The 18,389-nt window shown below is 58.6% G+C and carries 17 protein-coding genes; 11 read left to right on the forward strand and 6 right to left on the reverse strand.

Going from position 1 to position 18,389, the window contains the following annotated elements:
- The first annotated feature begins 78 nt into the window (after positions 1–78).
- From EDC30_RS12135 to EDC30_RS12160, 6 genes are all read left to right on the forward strand, one after another.
- Complete coding sequence (locus EDC30_RS12135) at positions 79–636, forward strand: SRPBCC family protein (protein WP_132259108.1); 558 nt, start codon at positions 79–81, stop codon at positions 634–636.
- 261 nt (positions 637–897) lie between these two features.
- A complete protein-coding gene (locus EDC30_RS12140; RefSeq protein WP_132259109.1) occupies positions 898–1,674 on the forward strand; it encodes a gluconate 2-dehydrogenase subunit 3 family protein in 777 nt (258 codons plus the stop codon).
- Between the two features lie 2 nt (positions 1,675–1,676).
- Positions 1,677–3,446, forward strand: a complete 1,770-nt coding sequence (locus tag EDC30_RS12145) for a GMC family oxidoreductase (protein ID WP_132259110.1) — start codon at positions 1,677–1,679, stop codon at positions 3,444–3,446.
- Positions 3,443–4,312 (forward strand): c-type cytochrome, encoded by an 870-nt coding sequence (locus EDC30_RS12150; RefSeq protein ID WP_207907268.1) that lies wholly within the window; start codon positions 3,443–3,445, stop codon positions 4,310–4,312. The genes EDC30_RS12145 and EDC30_RS12150 overlap by 4 nt, the downstream gene beginning before the upstream one ends.
- A gap of 54 nt (positions 4,313–4,366) precedes the next feature.
- Entirely contained in the window at positions 4,367–5,332 is a 966-nt protein-coding gene (locus EDC30_RS12155) for a DMT family transporter (protein ID WP_243656755.1), read from the forward strand.
- Positions 5,333–5,348: 16 nt separating this feature from the next.
- Entirely contained in the window at positions 5,349–5,846 is a 498-nt protein-coding gene (locus EDC30_RS12160; protein WP_132259111.1) for an adenine phosphoribosyltransferase, read from the forward strand.
- A gap of 2 nt (positions 5,847–5,848) precedes the next feature.
- On the opposite strand, the gene EDC30_RS12165 is transcribed toward EDC30_RS12160, so the two are convergent.
- Positions 5,849–6,883 (reverse strand): hypothetical protein, encoded by a 1,035-nt coding sequence (locus tag EDC30_RS12165; protein WP_207907269.1) that lies wholly within the window; start codon positions 6,881–6,883, stop codon positions 5,849–5,851.
- Between the two features lie 155 nt (positions 6,884–7,038).
- On the opposite strand from EDC30_RS12165, the gene EDC30_RS12170 reads away from it, so the two are divergent.
- Positions 7,039–7,581 carry a hypothetical protein gene (locus EDC30_RS12170; RefSeq protein WP_132259112.1) on the forward strand — a complete coding sequence of 181 codons (543 nt, stop codon included), beginning with the start codon at positions 7,039–7,041 and terminating at the stop codon, positions 7,579–7,581.
- Positions 7,582–7,649: 68 nt separating this feature from the next.
- Here the strand turns inward: EDC30_RS12170 and EDC30_RS12175 are convergent, their stop codons facing one another.
- The 3 genes from EDC30_RS12175 to EDC30_RS12185 all read right to left on the reverse strand — a co-directional run bounded on the left by EDC30_RS12175 (position 7,650) and on the right by EDC30_RS12185 (position 10,802).
- On the reverse strand, positions 7,650–8,057 hold the full coding sequence (locus tag EDC30_RS12175) for a hypothetical protein (protein ID WP_132259113.1): 408 nt from the start codon (positions 8,055–8,057) through the stop codon (positions 7,650–7,652).
- A gap of 22 nt (positions 8,058–8,079) precedes the next feature.
- Positions 8,080–8,313 (reverse strand): oxidoreductase-like domain-containing protein, encoded by a 234-nt coding sequence (locus EDC30_RS12180; protein ID WP_132259114.1) that lies wholly within the window; start codon positions 8,311–8,313, stop codon positions 8,080–8,082.
- 146 nt (positions 8,314–8,459) lie between these two features.
- Positions 8,460–10,802, reverse strand: a complete 2,343-nt coding sequence (locus EDC30_RS12185; protein ID WP_243656756.1) for a hybrid sensor histidine kinase/response regulator — start codon at positions 10,800–10,802, stop codon at positions 8,460–8,462.
- A gap of 244 nt (positions 10,803–11,046) precedes the next feature.
- Between EDC30_RS12185 and EDC30_RS12190 the strand changes: the two genes are divergently transcribed.
- The gene (locus EDC30_RS12190; RefSeq protein ID WP_132259115.1) at positions 11,047–11,523 is read left to right on the forward strand and encodes a response regulator; all 477 of its coding nucleotides are present in this window, start codon (positions 11,047–11,049) and stop codon (positions 11,521–11,523) included.
- Positions 11,524–11,547: 24 nt separating this feature from the next.
- Here EDC30_RS12190 and EDC30_RS12195 read toward each other — a convergent pair whose 3' ends face one another.
- Positions 11,548–12,498 (reverse strand): DMT family transporter, encoded by a 951-nt coding sequence (locus EDC30_RS12195; protein ID WP_132259116.1) that lies wholly within the window; start codon positions 12,496–12,498, stop codon positions 11,548–11,550.
- Between the two features lie 96 nt (positions 12,499–12,594).
- Between EDC30_RS12195 and EDC30_RS12200 the strand changes: the two genes are divergently transcribed.
- Entirely contained in the window at positions 12,595–13,485 is an 891-nt protein-coding gene (locus EDC30_RS12200; RefSeq protein ID WP_165973809.1) for a LysR family transcriptional regulator, read from the forward strand.
- A 96-nt stretch (positions 13,486–13,581) separates the two neighbouring features.
- On the opposite strand, the gene EDC30_RS12205 is transcribed toward EDC30_RS12200, so the two are convergent.
- The gene (locus tag EDC30_RS12205) at positions 13,582–14,400 is read right to left on the reverse strand and encodes an outer envelope protein (RefSeq protein WP_132259118.1); all 819 of its coding nucleotides are present in this window, start codon (positions 14,398–14,400) and stop codon (positions 13,582–13,584) included.
- Between the two features lie 404 nt (positions 14,401–14,804).
- Between EDC30_RS12205 and EDC30_RS12210 the strand changes: the two genes are divergently transcribed.
- Both EDC30_RS12210 and ngg read left to right on the forward strand, forming a co-directional pair.
- On the forward strand, positions 14,805–16,583 hold the full coding sequence (locus EDC30_RS12210) for an N-acetylglutaminylglutamine amidotransferase (protein ID WP_132259119.1): 1,779 nt from the start codon (positions 14,805–14,807) through the stop codon (positions 16,581–16,583).
- Positions 16,584–16,615: 32 nt separating this feature from the next.
- Positions 16,616–18,376, forward strand: coding sequence for an N-acetylglutaminylglutamine synthetase (ngg, locus tag EDC30_RS12215; protein WP_243656757.1), 1,761 nt, complete (start codon positions 16,616–16,618; stop codon positions 18,374–18,376).
- Positions 18,377–18,389 lie beyond the last annotated feature (13 nt).

Raw genomic sequence — 18,389 nt, forward strand, 5'->3', positions numbered from 1 at the left:
CTTGCATGATGCCTGCGGCCGGGGTTTTGCCACTGCAGCAAGCGTGGCGGCCACGGCCAATAGAGCAAGGAGAATGTCATGCCCAGAGTCCAGCATGCGGTCGACGTGAAGTTGCCTGCCCACGCAGTCTATAGCGAACTGAAAAAGTTTGAGAATTACCCGCGCTTTATTGCCGACGTTGAACAGGTGCGGCAAGTCGATGACACGCGCCTGCACTGGAGCGCCAAGATGGGCAATCGCCCGGTCGAATGGGAAACCGAAATCGTCCTGGATGACCCGGACCAGTGCATCGCCTGGCATGCCACTTCCGGCTTCATAAACAACGGCAGGATCGACATTCAGGCACTCGGGCCGGACGCATCGCGCGTGACCTTCACGATGGAAGCCGAGCCAGGGCAATTCGCCGGCTTGGCCATCGGCAGCGAAGAGCGCGAAATGACCCGGCATCTCAGCCGCAACCTGGCCGGCTTCAAGGATTTCATGGAAACGCATGGCGCGACATCCCTTGCCGCACAAGAGAATGCCGACGGTATCGAGGCGCCGTATTGCGAACGCGATTCGATGCGATTGGCGAACACCGGTTCTCCGCAAGAATTCGAGCAATCGGAAACCGGCAACGATCCGGGAATACGTTAGCCAACCTTCGTTGAAGGGGCACTGGATGCGTGAAGTCAGCCTGCGCAGGCCATGACGCCACCCAGGCACCTAAGCTGCCTCCCTTCAACGTTTAGTTTTCCTGTCATTTATCTTGTTGCCGGCGTTAACGCCAGAGACGATGCCATTTGTGGCAGCTCAAGCTAATGGCCTGTCGCGGTTTGATGCATGTCGTGCGACATGACGGATATTCCCAGACACTTGTTCAATCTTCCTTGGTTCACTGACAGACAAAGGCTTGGCATGGACAAGATATCGCGACGGTCGTTTTTCAAGATGGCGGGCGGCGCCGCCGCAGCCCTGACAGTTCCCGGTGCGAATGCGGCGGCGCCCGCGAAGGCGGCATCAGCCGCTGCGCCTTTTCTTTTCCTTAAGGGCGACGATGCGCGCTTCATCGAGGCGGCCGTCGAGCGCCTAATTCCCGCGGATGAAGTCGGGCCGGGTGCGCTGGATGCGGGGGTGCCGACTTACATAGACCGGCAACTGGCCGGCGCATGGGGAGCCGGCGAACGGCTGTACCGCAGCGGTCCCTGGGCGCAGGGAGCGCCGACCCAGGGCTATCAATTACCCTTCACGCCGGCCGAATTGTTCAGTCATGCCCTGCGCGGAATTCAAGCCGATCTGAAGAATCGCGGCAGCAAGCCATTCCACCAACTCTCTGCGGCTGACCAGGATGCCTACCTGAAATCTCTCGAGGGCGGCAATGTCGATTTGGATGGCGTGCCCTCCAAAGTGTTTTTTCAGTCGCTGCTGGAATTGACCATCGAGGGATTTTTCAGCGACCCGATCTATGGCGGCAACAAGGATATGGTGGCGTGGAAGATGATCGGTTTTCCCGGCGCCTACGCCAACTATTACCACCTCGTCGACCAGCATGGCATCCAGTTCACGCGCGCGCCCATGAGCATCGGTGAAGATGCGCGCGGCGTCATTCACATCCAGCCGGTTTCATCGAAAAAAGCGTCGACGCCTCATCAAGACCAGCAGAGTCACCGAGATCAACATAAGGGAGGGAAATAAGCATGGCGACAAAACTTCCCGAAGTCGATGTCGTGCTGCTTGGCGTCGGCCTGGTGGGCACGATCATGGGGCGAGAACTGACGCGCGCAGGATTGAAGGTTGTCGGGCTGGAGCGCGGCGAACCGCGCTTTACCGTGCCCGATTTTCAGGGGCCGCAGATCCACGATGAGTTGCGCTACTCCGTGCGCAAGGCGCTCATGCAGGATAACACCAAGGAAGCGATGACCTTCCGAAACCAGGCCAATCAGACTGCCTTGCCGATTCGCCGCTGGGGCAGCTTCCTGCCGGGCACCGGCCTGGGCGGGTCCGCGGTCCACTGGAATGGCCAATCCTTCCGCTTCCAGGATCATGACTTCAAAATGCGCAGCAATACCACGCAGCGCTACGGCAAGAACTTTCTGCCGGAAGACGTCACCATCCAGGACTGGGGCGTGAGCTCGCAAGACCTCGAACCTTTTTTCGACCGCTTCGAGTATCTGCTCGGCGTGGCCGGCCAGGCAGGCAATGTCAAGGGGAAGAAAATCGAGGGTGGCAATGTCTTCGAAGACCCGCGCTCGCGCGAATATCCGACGCCGCCGATGAAAGAGCCGTACGGTTCAGCCATCTTCCGCAAGGCCGCCGCGAGCCTCGGTTATCACCCGTATCCGCAGCCGTCTTCCAACATGAGCCAGCCGTACACCAACCCGGAAGGCTTGCAACTGCAGACCTGCATGTTCTGCGGTTTTTGCGAACGCTACGGCTGCGAGCATTACGCCAAGTCGTCGCCGCAGACCATCCTGTTGCCGGTACTTTTGAAAGACAAGAATTTCACGCTGCGCACGCAATGCCAGGTACAGCGGGTCAACCTCGACAATACCAAGAAGCGCGCCACCGGCGTCACCTATATCGACGGCGCCGGACGCGAATTCGAGCAACCCGCCAAGCTGGTCATCATCGGCACTTATGCGCTCAACAATGTGCGCATGATGCTCCTGTCGGGCATCGGCAAGCCGTACGACCCGCAAACCGGGCAGGGCGTGGTCGGCCGCAACTATGCGTACCAGACGCAAAGCGCGGTGCAAGTGTTCTATGATCAGAAGATCAACATCAATCCCTTCATGCGCTCGGGTGCCAATGGCACGCTGATCTCGGATTTCGTTCATGACGATTACGATCGCGGCCCGCTCGGTTTCGTCGGTGGCGCCTACATCGGCGAAATCATGACCAATGGCCGACCGATCGAATTCCATCCGACCCCGCCCGGCACGCCGCAATGGGGCGCGGAATGGAAAAAAGCCGTGGCACGCCATTACAACCATACCTCGGTGGTGCTGCTGTCGGGCAGTTCGGTATCGACCCGCTACAACTATCTGGATCTCGATCCCACCTACAAGGATGCATGGGGACAGCCGCTGCTGCGCATCACCTTCGAGTTTCCGGAAAACGACCTGAAGATGTCGGCGTATTGCACGAGCAAGGCTACCGAAATCGGCAAGGCCATGGGCGGCCAGCAGGTCGTAGGCACGCCGCGCAAGGGTCCTTACACCATCACGCAATATCAGAGCACGCATAACACCGGTGGCGCCATCATGGGCACGGACCCCTCGACCAGCGCAGTCAACCGCTTCCTGCAAAGCTGGGACGTGCATAACGTCTTCGTGATCGGTGCTTCCGCCTTTCCGCAGAATAGCGCCTACAACCCGACATTGACGGTCGGCGCGCTGGCGTATTGGTCGGCACAGGCCATCATCGGCCAATATCTCAAATCCCCCGGACCATTGGTGCAAGCATGAGCGCGCTCTCCTTTTCCCTTGCTGTGGTTTCGTCCGCCATGCTGCTGACAGCAGGCGCCGTTCATGCCCAGCCAGTCGCAGGCGGCAATGCCGACGGCGCGCAAATTGCCAGCCAGGGCGTGGGCGGCAATGTGCCGGCTTGTGTCAGCTGCCATGGCGCCAAAGGCGAGGGCAACCCCGCCGGCAATTTTCCACGCCTGGCCGGTTTGCCGAAGGCCTATTTCATCAATCAGATCACCGCGTACCAGGATGGACGGCGCGTCAATCCCGTGATGATGCCGATTGCGAAAGGATTGTCGCGGCAGCAGATCGAAGCGGTGGCAGGCTATTACGCCGAATTGAGCGCGCCGGCTGCCAAGCCGGCGGGAGCAACGGCGGCGCAGGCTTCACGGCGTGCCCAGCAACTGGCAAACGTCGGCGATGAAAAACTGGGCGTGCAGGCTTGTGCGAATTGCCATGGACCGGGCGGAAGCGGCGAGCCACCGACCTATCCCTACCTCGCCGGGCAGCATGCCGGCTATCTGACGGCGGCCCTGAACGAGTGGAAAAACGGCAATCGCAAGACGGATCCCAGCATGCAGATGAATATCATTGCCAAGCGCCTGGGCGATAGTGATATCAATGAATTATCCGCTTACTTTGCCGCGCAAACGCCGCCCGGACCGGAATCGAGCCGCGCCGTTATGCCGGCCGGAACCGCTGCGCGTCCTGTGCCACAACCCCAGGGCGGAGGTGCACCAGCCGGAGGCGGCCAGCCACGTGCCGGCGTTGAACAAGGCCAACCCACCACGGGCGGAAGCCAGGGGCCGGGCGGTGGCGGGGGCACGGGAACGAATGCGCCGGGCAAGCCGAAGGGCACGCCATAAAGAATGTCGCCGAGGCGGTAACCGGCTTGCGATGACCTCAGTCACTGGAGGGGCATGCGTGACCTGGCGCTGATATCGCGCTACACTTCGCGCATGAGGGAAACAGTAGATAAGGCCGGTTCAGAAGGTGTGGCACCTTCGCCACTGATTAACTTTGCGCCGGCGGCTTTTGTCGGATTATGGGCAACTGGTTTTATCGGCGGCAAACTGGGATTGCCCTATGCCGGCCCCCTTACTTTTCTGCTAATCCGGTTTATCGCCGTCCTGCTCATCCTGGCGCCGCTGGCTTTTTTCATGAAGGCGACGTGGCCGGCTTCAAAGACGGACTACGCTCACACGGCGGTCGCCGGATTAATGCTGCATGCCGGCTACCTGGGCGGCGTGTTCAGCGCGATCCATCACGGCATGTCGGCCGGCGTGGTGTCCCTGATCGTCGGCTTGCAGCCGGTGTTGACCGCCGTACTTGCCGCTGTATGGCTCAAGGATAAGGTGACGCGCACGCAATGGATCGGGCTGACGCTGGGCTTTATCGGCGTGGCCCTGGTCGTGTCCGGCAAGAGCAACCTGACGCATGCCGATTCCATGTCCTACGCGCTGGCGCTCATGGCCTTGTGTTCGATCACCTTGGGCACCCTGTACCAGAAGCGGTATTGCCCGAATCTTAATCTCGTGAGCGGCGCGGTCATTCAGTATTCCGCTTGCGCCGTGCTGTATCTCTTGCTCGCGCCGTTAACGGAAAACATGCAAGTGCGCTGGACGGGACAATTCATCTTTGCCTTGGGCTGGCTGGTGGTCGTGCTGTCGATCGCCTCGATCATGTTGTTATACGTGCTGATCCAACGTGGCGCAGCGACACGCGTCACCTCATTGTTTTATATGGTGCCGCCAGCGACTGCCGTGATGGCATGGCTGATCTTCAACGAGACCATGACAGGCTGGGCGCTGGCCGGCATGGCGCTGTGCGGCGCCGGCGTGCTGCTGGTCGTGCGGCAGCCGTCGCAGGGCGACAAAGCAAAATAAAGAACTGGATAGATCCATGGATTTGAAATCCCTGATACATGAAGTACAAGACTTTCCTCTTCCCGGCATCCTGTTCCGGGATATCTCGCCGATTCTCGCATCGCCGACCGCACTCCATGCCGCGCTCGACCAGATGGTCGCGCACATGGATCTGAACGACATCGACCTCGTCGCCGGGATCGAATCGCGCGGCTTCATTCTCGGCGCCGCGCTTGCCGCGCGCTTTGACAAAGGCTTCGTCGCGGTACGCAAGGCCGGCAAGCTACCCCCGCCTGTCGAGGCAATGAGCTATGACCTCGAATACGGCAAGGCGACCCTGGAAATGCGGGCCGGGCAGGGTCGTATCCTGGTAGTGGACGACGTGCTGGCCACGGGCGGCACGCTCGCCGCCGCGATCGAGTTGTGCGGACGCGCCGGCTATGAAGTCGTCAATGTCTCGGTGCTCATCAATCTGGAAAATCTGAACGCCATGCGCTTTCGCGGCGAACCGATTCATGCCGTGCTCACGTATTGAGCTCAGGCGCCCAGCCCTTTGTAGAGAAACAATCCATACCCGCCCAGCAGTACGGCGCCTACAAGTCGCGGCAGCTTTCCCCAGATCGCGATCGATAGAAAGTGCAGCACGCCGGCTGCGAGGATGATCCATACGCCCCACTGGAAGAAGCCGGGCACGGCGATGTTCTCGGCCAGTGCGAAAAGCCCGATACACATCGGAATGCAAATGTGGCCGTCGCCGACCTGCGAGCTCACGACGATGTCATGCCGCCCGGTGCGCGCATAGTAAAGCGCCAGAAAAGCGTTAGGGACCACCATGATGACGCCGCTGAACCAGCCCAGATTCGCCGCGCTGATGTAGCGATTGTCAGCAGTCTCGACCCATTTCACCAGGTAATCGACGCTCAGATAAACGAGATAGGCGCAGAGCCCGATCAGTATCAAGTCGATGACAATCGACCAGTGGATGGTCTGGTTTTTTCTGACATTGTTCTTCAATACCTCGAAGACATGCAGCACTTGCCAGAACAGGAACAGGGCGACGAGCACGAGGCCGTCATAAAAATCCAGCGCCCCATCCTTGGCCAGCGCCCACAACGCTCCGGTAAACAAAAACATCGCAACCAGGGTCAGTAACAGGTCCAGGCGGTACAAGCGATAGTAATCCGACTGTCCCTTGCTGGCCTTTGGCGTGACCGCTTTCTTTTTGGCGGCCTTGTCAGGCGTTTTACTACTCTTTGCCGCAGCAGGCGCAGCGGCAAAGAACAGGGAGGCGAGTCCGAGGATCAGCGTGAGGTTGGTGACATTGTTCACCAGGCTGTTTTCGATGACCAGGCGGCCATTGTCGCTTCCCTGGGCCATGACATAGACGAAGACGAGGTTGGCGAAACCGGAGCAGTACGGCATGATGAGCGTGCCGAGCAGCGTGCCCTCAAAGCCTTTACCTTCAATGGCATGCAAGCGCCAGATCATCAGAAAGGATGCGGCGATGAATCCTGCCAGCAGCACCAATGGATTGGTCAAATAGGGTTGGGCAGTCTGTAGGATGCTTAGCACGCAGCGATTTAAAAATGATGGAAATCTCGCTATGATAATGATCGCCTATCATAAAGAGAAGGGCATGCCATCTTGATAATGCAATACGCGGCAAATAAAAAGACTTGCCCTGTCAAATAAATATAAGTTGTGCCTATTTTTGAAAGAATCGCTCCATGAACAGCATCACCTCCTTGCCCGCCAATAGCGCGGCAGAACGCATTGTCCGGCATTTTCAGGCAGCGGGATTTGGCGGCATTACTGAAGCGTTGGTGATCCGGATTCGTCTCAAGAAAGCGGACCGTGCCGAAGTGGAGGCTTCGTTCGACAAAGCCGCAGACAACGGAGCCACGCCCCCGGTGGCGGAATACTTTGAAATCCGCCCCTATGGTTTCTATTCCGAGCTGCGCAGCTTCGCGCAGGCGAAAAATGAAATCCAGTCCGACTTTGGCGTGGACCTGCGGCGCAAGCTTCCCAGCATTTACTTCGATGTCGCGCCCGTCGTGGCCGATGACGCGCTGGCTACCGGCACCAAATACGATGCGCTGGTCAAGTTCAGCAACAACATGATGGATTACGCCGTGGCGGTATTGCTGAATGATCCGACTTCCTCATTCTTCGAATATCTCGACACCAATCGTGCCGGCGACTGGCAAACCATCATCGGCGACTTTGAATCCGCCGCCGCGACGCTGGAGCAGGATGTCGATCTGATTTGAGTGGTATAAAAAAATAGGCGCTTGTGCCGTCGCCGGTGCATCTTGCCATCGGCATCTTCACAGGCGCGCTAGGTGTGCTTGCCGCGTTTCCAGAAAAATCCGGCGGCAAGGTCCCCCACCGGCGCGGCATCCGCCTCGCTACGATCGACATAGTACTGGCTGTCGGGTATGGCGAATATCTCCAGGCCGGGAAGCTGCATGGCGCCGCATGCCTGAGAGTTAACCTGATCATTAGCCTGATCAAGCAATGCCGTCAGGCTGGCGCGCGATAATTGCAGCCGTGGCGACACGCCGGGCATATACCGGTCTTCTCCTTCGACGGCCACGACCGCGATCCTGCGCAAGCTTGGCGGATAGACCGGATGCCCCGTGTCGTTCTTGATGATGGTGCAGGCGCTGACTTCACCTGCGCGCACGCGATCGAGTTTCGTCATCAGGTTGACGATGTCGCGTGCGGACAGATAAAGTTTTTCCATGAGCGTGCCTGTTGGGTAAGCGCTATTCAGCCTGTTTTTGCAAGGCTTCCTGCGCCTGTTCGCACCAGTAGCCTACGGCAGCGTAATACCCTTCCCAGACGCAGCCATTGCAGCCGCGGCCGCAGCAGCTGGTCGGCTCTTCGGGCGGCTCGCGCATGGCGATGCCTTTCTCTGCCAGCTTGGCGCTGAGGTTTGCAATCCACTGCCTGGCTTGAAATGCATTATCGGGCGCAAGGGGCGGGAATTCGTCGTTCATCGGTCAAATGCCATCGGTCTGCTGCAAGCTGGGATTGTACCGCGATCAGTGGATAACCGAGGAGAACGCGCCGCGTGGCACTTGCCCGAAAAGCCCGCTGCGTTACGCTAACGGGCTCGATGGCAGGGCTATGCAGCGTTTTCTGTTTACTTGATCGCTTTTTGCAGAGAAGCCAGGTCAAAGGGCTTCTTCAAGATCTTGGCGCCTAGTTCCGGCGCATCCGCCACGTTGCCATACCCCGAAGACAGCACGATCGACAGCAGGGGATGTTCCAGCTTGGCCTTGCGGGCCAGGGTCAGGCCATCCATGCCCGGCAACTGGTAATCGGTCAGCAGGATATCGAAGTGTTGTTCCGCCAAAATCTTCAAGGCATCTTCGGCATTGGCCGCGCTTGCAGTGGAGTGGCCAAGCACCTGCAGCAGTTCGCACGTCATGGCCTGGGAATCGAGATTGTCCTCGACCACCAGGATGCGTCGCGCGTCTGCCTGGGACGCGCTGCCGCGTTCCGCCAGCATGGTCATGGCCGCATGGGTCTGCGCCTGGCGCTCCCTTCCTTTCAGGATCTGCTGGACTTTCATTGCCAGTTCTTCCCGGCGATAAGGCTTGCTCAGTAACTGCACGCCGGGATCGAGGCGCCCGCCATGGATAATCGCGTTTTGCGTATAGCCGGAGGTGTACAGGACTTCCAGCGCAGGCAGCATGGCCTTGGCCTGCTTGGCAAGATCCGTGCTCTTCAGCGAGCCGGGCATGACGACATCGGTAAACAGCAAGTCGCAGTGCACGCCGGCTTTCAGCACGGCCAGCGCGCCTTCGGCATTGTCGGCCTTGAACACGTTATAGCCGAAGCTGCTGAGCATTTCAACCACGGTTTGCTGCACGGTCAGATCGTCTTCAACTACCAGGATCGTTTCTGTCCCGCCTGTCACTTTTGTCGGGATCGGGGCGTGGATAATTTCCTCGCCTTCATGCGAACGCGGAAAATACATCTTGATCGTCGTGCCGTGCCCCAGCTCGCTATAGATGCGAAAATGGCCGCCGCTTTGCTTGACGAAGCCGAACGCCATGGAAAGGCCGAGGCCGGTGCCTTGCCCTTCCGGCTTGGTGGTAAAGAATGGCTCGATCGCCTTTTTCAGCACATCCTTCGTCATGCCTGTACCCGTATCGGTAATGGCTAGCATGACATATTGGCCGGCCGGGACATCTAGCGTCGACGTCACATAGGCGTCGTCCAGCACGGAATTGCCAAGCTCGATCGTCAGCTTGCCGCCGCCTGGCATGGCGTCGCGCGCATTGATGGCCAGATTCAGGATGACGTTTTCCAGCTGGTGCGGGTCGATTTGCGTGTTCCACAGGCCGCCGGACACCACCGTCTCGACACCGATCATTTCGCCAAGCGCGCGCCGTAACAATTCTTCCATGTCGCGCAGCACACGGCCCATGTTGACCACCAGCGGCTGCAGCGGCTGGCGACGGGCAAAGGCCAGCAGTTGCGCAGACAGCTTGCCGCCGCGTTCGACGGCATTCAGCGCCGTTTGGGCATACCGCTCCGCCGCTTCATTGCCGCGCACGGCGTTGATGAGCAGCTGCATGTTGCCGCCGATGACCTGCAGGATGTTGTTGAAATCATGCGCCACGCCACCGGTCAGCTTGCCGATCGATTCAAGCCGGTGCGAGTGTTCCAGCGCCGCACGCGTCTCTTCCAGTTGCATGCGCTGCGAAATGTCGCGCGTGATCTTGGCAAAGCCGATCAGTTTGCCGTCATCATTATGGACCGCGTCGATGACGACGCTGGCATAGAATTTGGTTCCATCCTTGCGCAGGCGCCAGCCTTCCGCGTCGAACCGCCCCGTGGATCTGGCCGTTTCCAGCCCCATTTCCGGCAAGCCCCTGGCGCGGTCTTCCTCCATATAGAAGCGCGAGAAATGGGTGCCGATGACTTCATCGGCGGTGTAACCCTTGATGCGCTCTGCGCCGGCATTCCAGTTTGTGATCTCGCCGCTCGGCGACAGCATATAGATGGCGTAATCGACGATGCTTTGAACCAGCAAGCGGAAGTGTTCTTCCGTCTCGCGCAAGGCATCCTTTACGCGCTTTTTGTCGGTGATGTCGCGCGTGATCTTGGCAAAACCGACCAGGGTGCCGGCATCATCGATGATCGGGTCGATGACGACAGATGCCCAGAAGCGGCTGCCGTCCTTGCGTACCCGCCATCCCTCGGCTTCAAACTTGCCTTCCCTGATTGCCGTGGCAAGCGCCTTGGCGGGGAGTCCGGCCAACTGGTCTTCCGGCGTATAGAAACGGGAAAAATGCTGCCCGATGATTTCCTCATCCATATAGCCCTTGAAACGGCGGGCGCCGGCATTCCAGGTGGTGACGACGCCTTCCGGGCTGAGCATGTAAATCGCGTAATCCGCGACTTTCTCGACTAGCAGCTGGATACGGCGAAGCGCATTGAAGTCGCCCTGCTGAGGGGCTGATTTATGAGTCATTTCCCGCTGCTTTCGAAAAAGATTAACTATAACAGCATGCATGGCTGACTTGTATTGGAAAGCTGCCTGTTGAGGCGTTATGTTGCTGCGCTGCGCTGCGCTGCGACTGTGTGAAGGAGGGAGGCTTGGGTAAGGGATGGATGATCACGATGCGCAAAGCTGAAGGGGCAGACAGTTTGGACTAGGTCCGGTATGTCATCGACTATAATTGCCGTTCTATCCCTGTCATGGACCGCAGTGCATCATGCCTGACCGCATTTTACTTGTTGAAGACGATCCCAACGATGTGGAATTGCTGCTGGTGGCATTAGAGCTGAATGGCCTGGCAAAGGAAATCCACGTGGCCCGCGACGGCGCGGAAGCCCTGGATTATCTGTTTCGCCAAGGCGAATATCAGGATCGTCCCGCGGCGCATCCTTCGCTCGTGATCCTCGACCTCAAGCTGCCGAAGGTCGACGGCATGGAAGTCCTGGCCGCGATACGTGCCCATCCGGATCTAAAAAAACTGCGCGTCATCATCTTCACCTCGTCCAGGGAAGAAGCGGATATCCTGCGCAGCAATGCGCTCGGCGCCGATGCCTACATCGTGAAAGCGCCCGGTTGCGCCAACCTGATCGACGCGATCTGCAAACTCGCGCAGTTGCGTCATGGCCAGAAGCACAAAGAACAGGATGCCGGTGCGCCGGGATTGACCCTGAGGCCGCGCCCAACGCTCCACTGAGTAGTCGGGCGCGGGCGCCTGGCTTCATCCCTTATTGCACGGCGTGGCATCTGGAGCAGCGACTGAATATGAGCGCTGAACACTCATCAATGAGGCCAGCGACAAGCTTCCGGACGAATACAGCACGCCGACGATCACCAGCGCCGCGCCGCAAAGCTGGGCCAGTGAAACCGGCTGGCCAAGCGCAACCCCGATCAGGGTGGTAAACAAGGGCACCAGATTCAGAAAGCCTGCAACGGTCGTTGCCCCCAGACGCTGAATGCCCTGGTTCCACCAGAGATAGGCAAGCGCCGACCCGAACAGTCCCATGAAAACGATACTCAGCGCGATAGGCCACGAAGGCGCCACGAAAAACGTCGGCGTGGTTTGTATCGCAAAGAACGCGAGCAACGAGGCGCCGCCGGCAATGGTGCTGCCTGTGATTTGCAGCGTCGACATCCCCTTTACAAAGCGCTTAGGAATGACTGGATAAATCGCCCAGCAAATCGCCGCGATCAGGATCAGCAAGTCGCCGAGGGAAAGCGAAAGAGTGGCCAATGTATGCAAGGAGCCTTTGCTGACGACCACGATAATGCCGACGAGGCCGAAGCTGAGCCCGATCCACTGGTGCCGGGCCAGCGGTTCGCGATTGATCATCGCGGAAAATGCGGCAGTCAGCACAGGGCTGAACGCCATGATGAGCGCGCCATTGACGGCGGAGGTGTGCTGCAATCCGTAAAACATGCTGACATTGAAGCCGAATACGCCGATTGCCGACATCACCAGCAGCCCGAATGCATTGCGCCTGAGCGCATCGACAGACCATCCTTCCATCACCGCGATGAGCGGGATGAGCACCAGCGCCGCCAGCAGGAATCGCCAGGCGCTGGCATAGAGGGGCGTGACATACGCCACGGCGTATTTCCCCGCATGGAAAACCGCTGCCCAGCATGCCGTGGTCAATACCAGCTTCACATAGATCCCTGCCTGTTTCATGGTGGTTGCTCCTTTGTCAGTACAGGGCTAGTATAGTTTTTTGAATATGGTATATGTTTAGTGAATTCGGAAATCTGTTTTCTAAAAATGAAAAACATGGATTTTGACTGGAACGATCTGAAGTTCTTCCTGGCCGCGGCCCGCCAAGGCGGTCTTACCGGCGCCGCCAAAGCATTGCGCACCAGCGCATCGACGGTGTCGCGTCATATCACGACCCTGGAACAACGCTTGCAGGCCACGCTGTTTTTACGTCAGCAAACCGGTTATCTGCTGACGGACGATGGCTCCGCGCTGCTCAAGCATGTGGAAAACGTCGAGCAAGCCATGATGGCGGCGGAACGCAATGCGCTCGGGTCGATCCAGCAGGAAGTCACTGGCAAAGTCAGGCTGGCGACCACCGAAATGCTGGCCGTGCATCTGATCGCGCCGCACCTCCACGCGCTTCAGCAACGGCATCCCCGGTTGCAGCTGGAAATCGGCATCTCGCTCTCGCGCGCCAACTTGTCGCGGCGCGAGGCCGATCTGGCGCTGCGGATGGTGGAGCCCAGCAGGGATGATGGCGCAGGCGATTACATTGCTCAACAGGTCGGGAAGCTCGACTGTGCGCCGTACTGCCTGTCTAACCTTGTCTCGCCGAAGAAGAGCAACAATCCGGAAGCCTGGCAAAAGCTGGATTACATATCCTGGGATGAGTCATGGGCGGACTTGCCGATGGCGAAATGGTTGCGCGCCGCATTTCCGGGCAAGGCGCCGGTGTTGTCCTGCAATAGCATGCAGGTGCAGCATGCCGCCATCCGCTCGGGCATGGGAGTAGGCATGCTGCCTTGCTTCGTCGGCGACCAGGATACGGCGCTGCAAAGGCTTGGCTCCAGGGAGCCGCCGCTGTCACGCGCTATCTGGCTCGTCTATCACCGTGACCTGAAAGCGAGCCAGCGCGTGATTGCGATGCGCGAATTCATCCAGGAGATCTTCCATTCCTATCTCTGAACGATCGGGGCCAACAACTATACTGGCAATAGTCTGAAGACAGTGCCGCAAGAATGTTGGCCCGGAAGAGTGCTCCGCGCTAATCCGGAGACGCGATTAAAAGTGATACTCTGCCCTGACCATCGGCGTGCTCGCGGTGCTGCCGGGCACATTCGACGGGTTGCCGAACTTGTTGCGCCAATACTGGTACTCGAGGCCGACCTTCAATGATTTCGGCTTGAGGTTTGCCGCGCTGCTGACGTCATACATCAGCTGCATGTCGATATTGGTTTCCGGCGCGGTCGGGCCGCCGAACTCGTTCAAGCCCTTGGCGCCGATGTAGTTGAGGTAGCCTTCGAATGACCATTTTTCATTCCACAGCGGGATATTCCATGACGCCGCCAGCATCGGATGCAAATCGTATTCATAGCGTGACGAGACTCCCACCGGACGATTGCTTTCCCACAGGGCGAGCACGCTGACATTCAAAAAGCCCGGCACGTCGAACATCAGGGTCGGACCGGCCACCAGCATGCGCTTTCTTGAGCTGTAGCCGGGATCGTTCTTGGTGTTGAGGTCGACGCCGGCAGTCAGCCCGAAGCCGCGCACGGGGCCGAAGCGGAAATCCTTGCCGCTCACCTTGCCCACATCCAGCGTGTAGCGATACACGAGATAGGCTTCGGTGGCATCGTCGTCGCGGCGGTCGGATTGCAGCACATCGATATTCAGGTAATTCGAACCGTACTGGTTGCCGCTGGCGTGCGTGAAATTGACGATGTGCTTGTGGATATCGGACGAGACATAGGGCTCGGCAAACCTGGTGCCATAACGATAGCCGATGGCATTGTCACTCCAGTCGGCTGCCATGGCAGGGCCGCTCAGCAAGCCCGCAAAAAGACCCATGGCGGTAGCCAGACGAACAGCGGAAAACTGCATTCCTACTCCTTCAAAAATATGTGCGCTGTAGCAAGTGACTGGTTGATTGTCGTGGTGCTAACAGAATGATCGTAAGGGAAAAGCAACATTTCATATGTTGCTGCGCCAACTTAGCGGCGATGGAAAATACCACGAGAATTCACTATCCATAAAGCAATTTTGTATACCTGAAAGATACAGATATGCATTTATTTTTTGAATGCAGTTTTTCCTTAAAAACTTGTTAATGACAAATTTCGTCAAGCGAATTTCAAAACTTTAAAAAATGACATGAACCAATTCGCTTAATTGTTTTCTTAAAAATAGATTCTATGTTCTGACATACCGAATCCATTCTTTCTCTTCATAACTATCCGGCAAATCAATGCATTGGTCTGCTGGTTATCTTAGGAAACAATATCGACATGTGCGGTCTCGCAGGGGAATTACGCTTTAATCAACAGTTCGCCGATGTCGAAGCAGTATTGAAAATGATGTCCGTGCAAGCGGACCGTGGCCCCGATAACGAAGGCATCTTCAGTCTGGGACAACGCTGTTTCGGCCATCGCCGCCTGAGCATCATGGATCTGAGCCAGCGCGCGCATCAACCATTCATCGATAATGCGCTCGGCCTCGGGATCGTCTTTAATGGTGCCATCTACAACTACCACGAGTTGCGTCAGGAACTCGAAAAGTCCGGCTATCAATTCAGCTCTACCGGTGACACCGAAGTCATCCTCAAGGCCTGGCATGCCTGGGGCGCCAAGGCGCTCGACCGCTTTTACGGCATGTTTGCCTTTGCGCTATGGGAGCGCGACAGTGGCATCACCTATCTCGTGCGCGACCGCCTCGGCATCAAGCCGCTGTACTACACGCTCGAGAAGGAGCGGCTGCGCTTCGCTTCCACCTTGCCGGCATTGCTTGCCGCAGGCGACGTCGATACGACGCTGGACCCGAAGGCGCTGCACTTTTATCTGTCATGGCATGCCGTGGTGCCGCCGCCGTATACGATCCTGCGCGGCGTGCGAAAGCTGGCGCCGGGCACGATGATGACCATTTCGCCGGATGGCAATTGCCGCACGACGCAATGGTGGAACCTGGAATTCAAGCGCGGCGAAGACGATGAGCGGCGCAGCTTTGACGACTGGAAGAGCGAAGTGCTCGACTCCCTGCGCCAGGCGGTGAAGCGACGCCTGGTGGCGGATGTGCCGGTCGGCGTGCTGCTGTCCGGCGGGCTGGATTCGAGCCTGATCACCGGCTTGCTGGCGGAAGCCGGCACGCGGGATTTGCGCACCTACGCCATCGGCTTCGAGGCGGTGGACGAGGAAGCCGGCGATGAGTATTACTACTCCGACCTGGTCTCGCGCCACTATGGTACGGTGCATGAAAAGCTGCATATTCCCGCCGCCAATCTGCTGGACGCGCTGCCGCGTGCCATTACCGCGATGGCCGAGCCGATGGTGAGTCACGATTGCGTGGCCTTCTATCTGCTGTCGCAGGCGGTGGCGAAGCATAGCAAGGTGGTACAAAGCGGGCAGGGCGCCGACGAGGTATTCGGCGGCTATCACTGGTATCCGCCGCTGATGGATGCCACCGACTCCGCCGGCGTGCAAGCCTACCGCAAAGTGTTTTTCGACCGGACCCACCAGGAAATCCAAGAATTGCTGGGCGCCGATCATGCGCCCGAGGATATCAGCGGCCAGTATCTCGAAGCGCATTTCGCCAGGCCCGGCGCCGACAATGCCGTGGACCGCGCCTTGCGCCTGGACACTACCGTGATGCTGGTCGATGACCCGGTCAAGCGTGTCGACAACATGACCATGGCGTTCGGCCTTGAAGCGCGCGTGCCGTTTCTCGACCATGAGCTGGTCGAACTGGCGGCGCGCATTCCGGGGCAGCACAAGATCGCCCAGGGCGGCAAGTATGTGCTGAAAGAAGCGGCACGCTCGATATTGCCTGCCGAAGTCATCGACCGCCCCAAGGGATACTTCCCCGTGCCGGCGCTGAAATACCTGCGCGGCGACTTCCTGAATTTTGTCAGAGGCACGCTGGATAACTCGGCGGCACGCCAGCGCGGCTTGTTCAAGCGTGAAGTCATCGACCACATGCTGCAATCACCCGATAGCCACATTACGCCATTGCGCGGATCGAAGCTGTGGCAAATGGCCTTGCTGGAAGCATGGCTGCAAACCCATGGTATTTAATTTCATTAGCCAGCTTTTTTAGGATAGAAACCGTGAATACCATCCAACTGGACACTACAAACAATGCAACGGGAAATCCGATTCCACCGACCATGCTGCGCCGCATAGATGACCTTGTGCCGTCGCCGTGCGTAAGGCAGTCCACGGTGCATCCTAATGCCATGCTGGACTGCGGCTGGGGGCGCCTGATCTATGGACCTTCGTTCTCCTCGCCGGCAGAACTGGCGCAGACGCTGCTTCAGGAAGCACCGGGAACCCGCGATATCGCCTTGCACGTCAACGAGCCGCAGCTCGTGCTGGCCGAGGCGCCGGCCAACCTGTTTCTTGACCCGTCACTGATTTTTAGGCGCACGTTCAGCCCGGACATGAAAGTCGAGGAGCCCGTGCCAGGCGTTACCCTGCGCAGGCTCGCTACCCGCGCCGACATCAATGCCATCAACCGGCTTTATTTGATGCGCAAGATGGTGCCCATGAATCCGCGCACCGTCTGGATGCAACGCGATAGCGATGCGATCGTCTATCTGGTTGCCGAGGATGAAAATAGCGGTGAAATCATCGGTTCGGCGATCGGCGTCGACCACCAGGTCGCGTTCGGCGACGAGCAGGGCGGTAGCAGTCTCTGGTGCCTGGTGGTGGATCCGCAAACCGGCCTCTCCGGCACCGGCCCGTCTCTGATCAACCACCTGATGCAGATATTTAACGAGCGCGGCCGCACGTTCATGGATTTGTCCGTGCTGCATACCAATGAGCACGCGATCAATCTGTATCAGAAAATGGGCTTCGAGCATGTACCCGGGTTCACCATCAAGCACAAGAACGCCATCAATGAAAAGCTCTTCGTCAACAGCGACGGCAACGACGGCATAGCCGGCTTGAATCCATATGCCCGGCTGATCGTCGATGAAGCCCGCCGGCGCGGCATCGGCGTCGAGGTGATCGATGCGGAAGCGGGAATTTTCAAATTGCGCTATTGCGGGCATGAAGTGATGTGCCGCGAATCGCTGACCGAACTGACGGGCGGCGTGGCCATGACCTGGTGCCAGGACAAGGTGCTGACCTTGCGCCGGCTGGCCTCGGTGGGATTGCGCGTGCCGCGGCAGCAAGTCGTCGGCGATGCCGACGCCAACGCGCAATTCCTGCGCGAATGCGGCTCGGTGGTGGTCAAGCCGGCAATGGGCGAGCAGGGGCGCGGCATCAGCGTCGATATCCGCTCGGAAGCCGATTTGCCGGATGCGATCAAGCGTGCCGCGGAAGTCGGCGGCCATGTCGTGCTGGAAGAATTCTGCTCAGGCCAGGACTTGCGGATCGTCGTCATCGGCTACAAGGTGGTGGCCGCAGCGATTCGCCGGCCCGCAGAAATCATCGGCAATGGCGAATCCACCATCGTCAAACTGATTGAACGCCAAAGCGCGCGGCGGGCGGCGGCCACTGGCGGCGAAAGCAAGATTCCCATGGATGAAGAAACCGTGCGCTGCCTTGCCGAGCAGGGCCTGACGATGGAATCCGTGCCGGAGAATGGCCAGCAGATCACCGTGCGCAAGACGGCCAACCTGCATACCGGCGGCACGATACACGATGTCACCGATATCCTGCACCCGGACTTGCGCGAAGCGGCCGAGACTGCTGCGCGTGCCTTGCGCATTCCTGTGGTGGGGCTGGATTTCCTGGTGCAGTCTCCCGATGCGCAGGAATACGTCGTGATCGAAGCCAACGAGCGGCCTGGGCTGGCAAACCATGAACCGCAACCGACGGCGCAACGCTTCATCGATTTGCTGTTCCCGCTGACGGCTTGACGGATGTGGGAGC

Origin of the sequence: Paucimonas lemoignei (genome assembly GCF_004342585.1) — a bacterium.
Lineage (GTDB): Bacteria > Pseudomonadota > Gammaproteobacteria > Burkholderiales > Burkholderiaceae_D > Paucimonas > Paucimonas lemoignei.